This window comes from Microcoleus sp. D3_18_C2 (genome assembly GCF_036702395.1).
In the GTDB taxonomy this organism is placed as follows: Bacteria; Cyanobacteriota; Cyanobacteriia; order Cyanobacteriales; family Microcoleaceae; genus Microcoleus.
This window is the reverse complement of sequence record NZ_JAUBTG010000048.1, coordinates 45,149-51,352: the sequence shown is the minus strand read 5'-3', so window position 1 is coordinate 51,352 and position 6,204 is coordinate 45,149. Positions and strand designations below refer to the sequence as shown.

Genomic DNA, 6,204 nt, shown 5'->3' with positions numbered 1-6,204 from the left:
TGCATTAAAGAGAGCTAAAATGTATGCGTCTCCTAACACATCTCTTGATGAAGTTATTCGTGCTTATTGTGCATGAATAGTGTCTCATACTTATTTGAAATAACTATAATCTGAGAACGGCGAAAGTACCACAAAAAGTCAAAGATCGAGCAGAAGTAATCAGGTTAAACGCAAATGGCTGGTATGTTGAGAAAATAGCTACTCACTTTAACTGGGCTTCACAAACAGTGAGAGCAGTCTTACATAAATGGGAAGAATTTGGTATAGAAAGCCTTTGGAAAAAACCAGGTCGAGGGGTAAAAGCCAAATGGAAAGAAGAAGATATAGAGTTTTTGTCAGAATGCTTAAAAAAAGAACCACGTACATATAACAGTTTTCAATTAGCTGATAAGTTAGAAAAAGAGCGCTCTATTAAATTAAGTCCCGACCGACTAAGACGGGTACTAAAAAAAAAAGGGATCATTTGGAAAAGAGCTAGTCCAAGTCATAAAGGAAAACAAGACCCCAAACAACGAGCAATAAAGCAATCAGACCTAGATATGCTGGAATTAGCAGCGGCAGCCGGAGAAATCGACTTAAAATATTTAGATGAATCAGGATTTTGTGCGTGGAGTAAAGCAAGTTATACATATTACAAAAAAGGTCAACAAAAACGGATACAGCAAACTAAAAATCGAGGTCGTAGATTAAGTATTGTGGGGCTTTTTGAACCTTTAAGTAGCTTTGTATATGGTTTGGTAATTGGAGGTGTTGATCGAAAAGCTTATATTCAGATGATGGAAAAAGAAGCAGAAGAAGCGGCCCAAATGAAACGGATTAGAATTATTGTACAAGACAACGGTCTAATACACCGATGTCAGGAGGTTAAACAGTTGTGGTCAAAGTGGGAAGCTCAGGGTTTATATATTTTTTTCTTGCCTAAATATTGTTCCGAAATGAACCCAATTGAATTAGAGTGGCAACACATTAAAGAAGATGAATTAGCAGCGACATTTGTTTGAGGATGAATTAGAACTCGCCTACGCCGTAATTCATGGAGTAGAAGTTAGAGGAAAAAGAGGAGATTACCCTACACAACGTATTAAATTCAAGTCCAGTCACCCGACTTAATATTTTGTTACATACTTATGGATTTTCCCGCCGACCTACTTATGTAGCCACCGCTAGCTTTCCTGTCTCTTTTTAGTCCTACGCCCTTGGGGCATTCCTTCTGTGCTTGTTTGAAGTAGTCCAGAATCCGCTCGTAACCAACAAGGTAGTCTCCAGTGGTACTTGCCGTGACTGGATTAGACTTTTCGCTCATCTTTCGCTCCCTACTATAAGAATGCCGACTTTGCTTGCTGTAGACAGCGTACAGCAAGTCGCTCGGTATTCGCTCAAATCCAAAACAGGACTTTCAGAGTAGGCACAAAAAATGGCTAGAACAACGTAAAAGCGTCGATTGAGAACTCAGCGCTAATTCAAATCCCACCCTCTCCGTATCCCTTGACTGATAAAGGTTTTAGCGATTAACAAGCTCTAGTTTTTCAGTAATACATACCAAAATGGTATATAAAATGGTATATATACCACAACTGTATATAAAGCATTACAACTGTTGAACTAGCTTGCCTTACCCGTACTTACCGACACCACACTGTGTTTGCACGGGAGCCTAGAGGCCGTAAATTCTCGTTACCTGAGACTATGCAGCGATCGCCCCGCCGTCCCAATGAACCCCTATTAACGAAAAAATTGCTGTGGCGCATCCTGATTATTTCCATCTTCAATCTCATTGCTGTACTTGGAATTTTTGAATTGGCTTCGCAAGCCACAGGTAATATCAATTTGGCTCGGACAATGGCAGTCCATACCATCGTTTCCGCAGAAACCTTTTACTTATTGAGTATTAGCCAATGTATTCCATCTCTGTTTGCGTATTTTAAATATCGCACTCCAGAAATTGCCTTGATTCCTGCGATCGGTGTGGCTTGTGTGTTTATATTTCAAGTTTTCTTTAGCCAGTTGACTTTCATAAACCCGCTATTTGCTACCCAACCGCTTAGTTTTATTCAAGCTCTCATTTGTATCGGTGCAGGGATTCCAGTCATTGTGCCTGCTCTGTTTTTAAAGCGGTTTGCTCCTCTTGCGTAATGTGATAGCGATCGTCACTCTAATTGGCGCGGCTGGAATTTATGCGTTTGAGCGCGAACTTCCTAATCGATCGCCCTATGCGGTTATTTGACAGCAACGCTGCCTACATTTTTTGTGAGTCAGGATGCTGAGAGCGATCGATCAGAAATAGCGGCTACACAATCAATTCAAGCAGTGTCAACCGAAATTACTGCACTGCCAAGGTTCAATCCTGCTTGACGAAAAGGTTTAGACTTGTGAATTGCTAACCTTGGATTTGAGCATGAAGTCGATCGCTCTCGATGCGATACTATAGAATCGATGATGTCTGTCCAATTATAGATCACCTTTTACTCTAAACTCTTCCAAGCGATAGATGATTTTTGATTTTGGGAAATTTACTATAACAATACCCTCTACCCACTCACATAAAACTACTTAAAATAAGGGAAAAAACAAGCCGAATAAATTCATGACAGGGAATCCCAAAAAACTTGATTCAGGATAAATCCTATATTGCACTGTTCAATAGTGCGGACTATTTTTCTAGGACCCAATGGCTAATTTTCTATGACTTTGAGCCCCGGTGGATAATTAAATCAATGTCATCTCCACTCCTGACTTGCATTTAATTCGACTTTCTTATGTTCCTTGCCATCTAAAGCTTGTAGTATCATCCCCAAAAAACCAACTGTATTGAATGTTAACCTGATTCTATTTATTACATTGACACGAGAAACTCATGGAAAACACATTGTTCGATCGCACATTCCGCGACAGCGAAGGTCAAATTGTTATAGCTCAGATGCCAAATCTACCACTGAGTGTCGGGATTATAGCTAGTTTATTAACGCTCATTGTTACAACAGGAAAAGTTAATCTAGGGTTGGATATAGTAGCCTTTGGCTCTTTGTTTACTTGGGCTTGGGAAGAATTGTTTCAAGGCGTTAATTACTTTCGTAGAGCATTAGGTCTGATTGTGCTGCTTGGTCTAATTGCGGGGAAACTTCAATAATTAGGTCAGCATAAATCAAATCAAGAAGGTATATAAGCTGTCACGCATTTAAATTGCATATTCTGGGCGGGATATTAGGCCCACCCCACCCCAAGGGGATTGTTTTGTGACATTCAGTTTAAATGCACAACAGCTTAGCACTGGGAGCATCTCAATGAAAGCAGCCCAGCCCAAAATTGGAGTTTTGAGGCAGGAATTTTGAGGCTCTCTTGCTGCGGGGAAAGAGGAAGAAGGAAGGATCCCGAATAAGTGTTTTTACAAATATGAGATGCTCCCGGACGATCGCGGGGGTGGCGATCGGCATCCTGGATATTGATGAAATGCGTGGGGAAAAGACAGAACAACCTTCTGGTTGATGTAGAAGCCAGTTGGCTTAAGGTTTCGGTTAAGATATTTTGTTGTGAATCTCTGGGAGAGCAATTATGAAAGGTTTAAAGGGAAAAAACGCACTAATTACTGGAGCGAGTTCAGGCATTGGGCAGGCGATCGCCATTCGTCTCGCCCAAGAAGGTTGCAACATTGCCGTTAACTATCGCAAAAGCTTAGAAGAGGCAGAAGATACGGAAGAAATAGCTCTGCAAAAAGCCTGTGGACAAGCATCGGAATGCGGGGTTGAAACCCTATTAGTTCAGGGAGATGTCTCCAAAGAAGACGACATCCTTCGTATGGTGAATACTGTCATTGATAAATTTGGTAGTCTCGATATCCTGATTAATAATGCTGGGATTCAAACAGAAAGCGCATCCCATGAAGTGCCAACCGATGAATTCGATCGTGTGATTGCAGTAAATTTGCGAGGTGCATATCTCTGTGCGCGGGAAACCATTAAGCATCTGTTAGAGCAGCAGCGCCCTGGCGTGATTATCAACATTTCGAGTGTGCATGAAATCATTCCCCGCCCGATGTATATTAGCTATTCCATCAGCAAAGGCGGCATGGGAAATCTGACTAAAACCCTAGCGTTGGAATACGCAAACCGAGGCATCCGTGTCAATGCTATTGCGCCCGGTGCGACGATTACACCGATTAATGAAAGCTGGACGGACAATCCAGAACAAAAGGCAGTAGTGGAAAGCCATATCCCAATGGGACGGGCAGGCACATCGGAGGAAATGGCAGCATCTGTTGCGTTTCTCGTATCAGATGAAGCGGCTTACATTACGGGACAAACGCTCTATATTGATGGTGGATTGACCCTCTATGCTGACTTTCGCGAAGCTTGGTCTGCCTAGACTGACAATGAACCACTTGCCCAGTTGCGGAATGACTGTGAACTGCTCAAATTGAAGGAGAGGTTTGATAATAAAAAATTCTTTTGAATAAATTTAGGCTCGCTGCGATCGAGCCTAAATCGGGGTTAAATAACGCCTTGATTATGAACCGCAGAGGGCGCAGAGGACACAGAGAGGGGAGAAGAGGATCGAGGGGATATAAAACCCATATTTGGGATTACTTGTAACTAGATTCTACCAAGATGACAGGAAGAGGACTGGTTTCTAATACGGCTTGAGAAACTGAACCTACTAGCACTTGTTCCCAAGGTTGATGCCCTCGTTTTCCGATCGCAATATATGTCACTTGCCGAGCTTGCGCCACGCGGATAATCTCCTCTGGCACTGTACCAGAAAGACTCAGGAACTCATAGCGAATATCTGATAAGATTCGTTGTGCTTGTTGTTGTAATTGGGCGATCGCCTTTTTATCTCCCAGGTTATCCACATACAAAACAATCACATCCCCGTCACTGCGCCGAGCTAAGTCTGCCGCCTTAGTTAAAACATCTGTTGTTAGGGGAGAATTGTCTACGGCGGCGAGAAAAACTGGACGGCCGGAAATCGCTACTTTGGTCGGGTCAACTTCGCCTTTTTCTAATAGTTTGGGAGCAAAGGTAGGAATTGCCCAAGCACCCAAGGGAGCCGTTACTAAAATTGAGAGGGCTGCGATCGCCAAAATCGTCTCGCCACCAGCAATGCCCTGAGCTAGGGGAATCGCCCCAATTGCCGCCTGTACCGTTGCCTTAGCCGAATTTCCTGCTAGCAGAAACAGCCGTTCTTTCCCAGTCCAATTACTACCCAAGGTGGAAAGATACCAACCGAGCGATCGCCCAATCAGAGTCCCAATCGCCAACACCAACAAACCAACCAGCAAGGTATTGCCTAATACATTAAGTTGAATACTTGCTCCCAGCAGCACAAACAAAATAATTTCCGCGATCGTCCACAAACTATCAAACCCACCCCGTAATCTTCGTGCTAAAGGCGCATCCAACTCAATCAGGAAAAACCCCGCCCCCATGACAGCTAAATAGCCAGAGAAAACCGGAATATGTTCGGCTGATACTACCAGCCCTAGGGCAAAGCCAGCAGCCACTAGGGAGTCCTGAACCGCAGTTTGAGTCCAGTTTTGCTTGACTAATAGTGCCACCAAAATTCGAGCACTCACCCATCCCAACAGCACCCCCAAGGTAATTTGGATGATGATTTGAAATGGCAGTAATTGCAGAGGGCTGAGGGTGATTCCTCCGAGTAAGGTAATGGCTGTAGCTTTCCCTTGGGACAGAAAAGCTAGCAGTAGGCTAAACACCAGCAACAGCAATACATCTGACAAGGCACTTCCCGTCAGAATTGCATCGGGAATTCCTTTTTTTACTCCCCAACCAAGACTTTTTAACCGCAGCATTCCGGGAACAATTACTGCTGGAGATTCTGCGCCAATGATGCAGCCTAGCAGTAGCCCCGTCAAAAAATCAAACTGAAGTAGCCACATCGCAGCGACAGCAATAGAGATAGCCTCGCAAGCAGCAGGCAGAAAGCCTAATCGCAGCGCCACGGTTCCCTGTTGGGATAGCTTTTCGCGATCGAGTCCTAACCCCGCCTTCATCAAAATCACCATCACGGCTATGGTGCGAAGAGAATTCGCTGCGCCCAAAACCTCTGGGCTAATGACATTCCCCAGTTGCGGGCCTAATAAAATGCCCACCAGCACCATACCTACGAGTGCTGGAGCTTTCAGCCGTCGAGCAATCTGCCCGACAAAAAAGCCCATTAATAAAATCCAGATTATACTTTCTAACATCA

General features: G+C 43.7%; 6 protein-coding genes. 4 read left to right on the top strand and 2 right to left on the bottom strand.

Translation table 11 applies throughout. The annotated features are described in order from the left end of the window. Positions 1 to 110: 110 nt before the first annotated feature. Positions 111 to 1,001, top strand: coding sequence for an IS630 family transposase (locus QUA88_RS22845; protein WP_333233408.1), 891 nt, complete (start codon positions 111 to 113; stop codon positions 999 to 1,001). 116 nt (positions 1,002 to 1,117) lie between these two features. On the opposite strand, the gene QUA88_RS22840 is transcribed toward QUA88_RS22845, so the two are convergent. Then, a complete protein-coding gene (locus tag QUA88_RS22840) occupies positions 1,118 to 1,303 on the bottom strand; it encodes a hypothetical protein (RefSeq protein ID WP_333212884.1) in 186 nt (61 codons plus the stop codon). 383 nt (positions 1,304 to 1,686) lie between these two features. Between QUA88_RS22840 and QUA88_RS22835 the strand changes: the two genes are divergently transcribed. From QUA88_RS22835 to QUA88_RS22825, 3 genes are all read left to right on the top strand, one after another. After that, positions 1,687 to 2,133 (top strand): cation transporting ATPase C-terminal domain-containing protein, encoded by a 447-nt coding sequence (locus QUA88_RS22835; RefSeq protein WP_333056979.1) that lies wholly within the window; start codon positions 1,687 to 1,689, stop codon positions 2,131 to 2,133. Positions 2,134 to 2,854: 721 nt separating this feature from the next. Then, complete coding sequence (locus QUA88_RS22830) at positions 2,855 to 3,127, top strand: hypothetical protein (RefSeq protein ID WP_333056978.1); 273 nt, start codon at positions 2,855 to 2,857, stop codon at positions 3,125 to 3,127. Between the two features lie 422 nt (positions 3,128 to 3,549). Beyond that, positions 3,550 to 4,359 carry a glucose 1-dehydrogenase gene (locus QUA88_RS22825; RefSeq protein WP_333056977.1) on the top strand — a complete coding sequence of 270 codons (810 nt, stop codon included), beginning with the start codon at positions 3,550 to 3,552 and terminating at the stop codon, positions 4,357 to 4,359. A 217-nt stretch (positions 4,360 to 4,576) separates the two neighbouring features. Here the strand turns inward: QUA88_RS22825 and QUA88_RS22820 are convergent, their stop codons facing one another. Further along, on the bottom strand, positions 4,577 to 6,202 hold the full coding sequence (locus QUA88_RS22820; RefSeq protein ID WP_333056976.1) for a cation:proton antiporter: 1,626 nt from the start codon (positions 6,200 to 6,202) through the stop codon (positions 4,577 to 4,579). Positions 6,203 to 6,204: the final 2 nt, after the last annotated feature.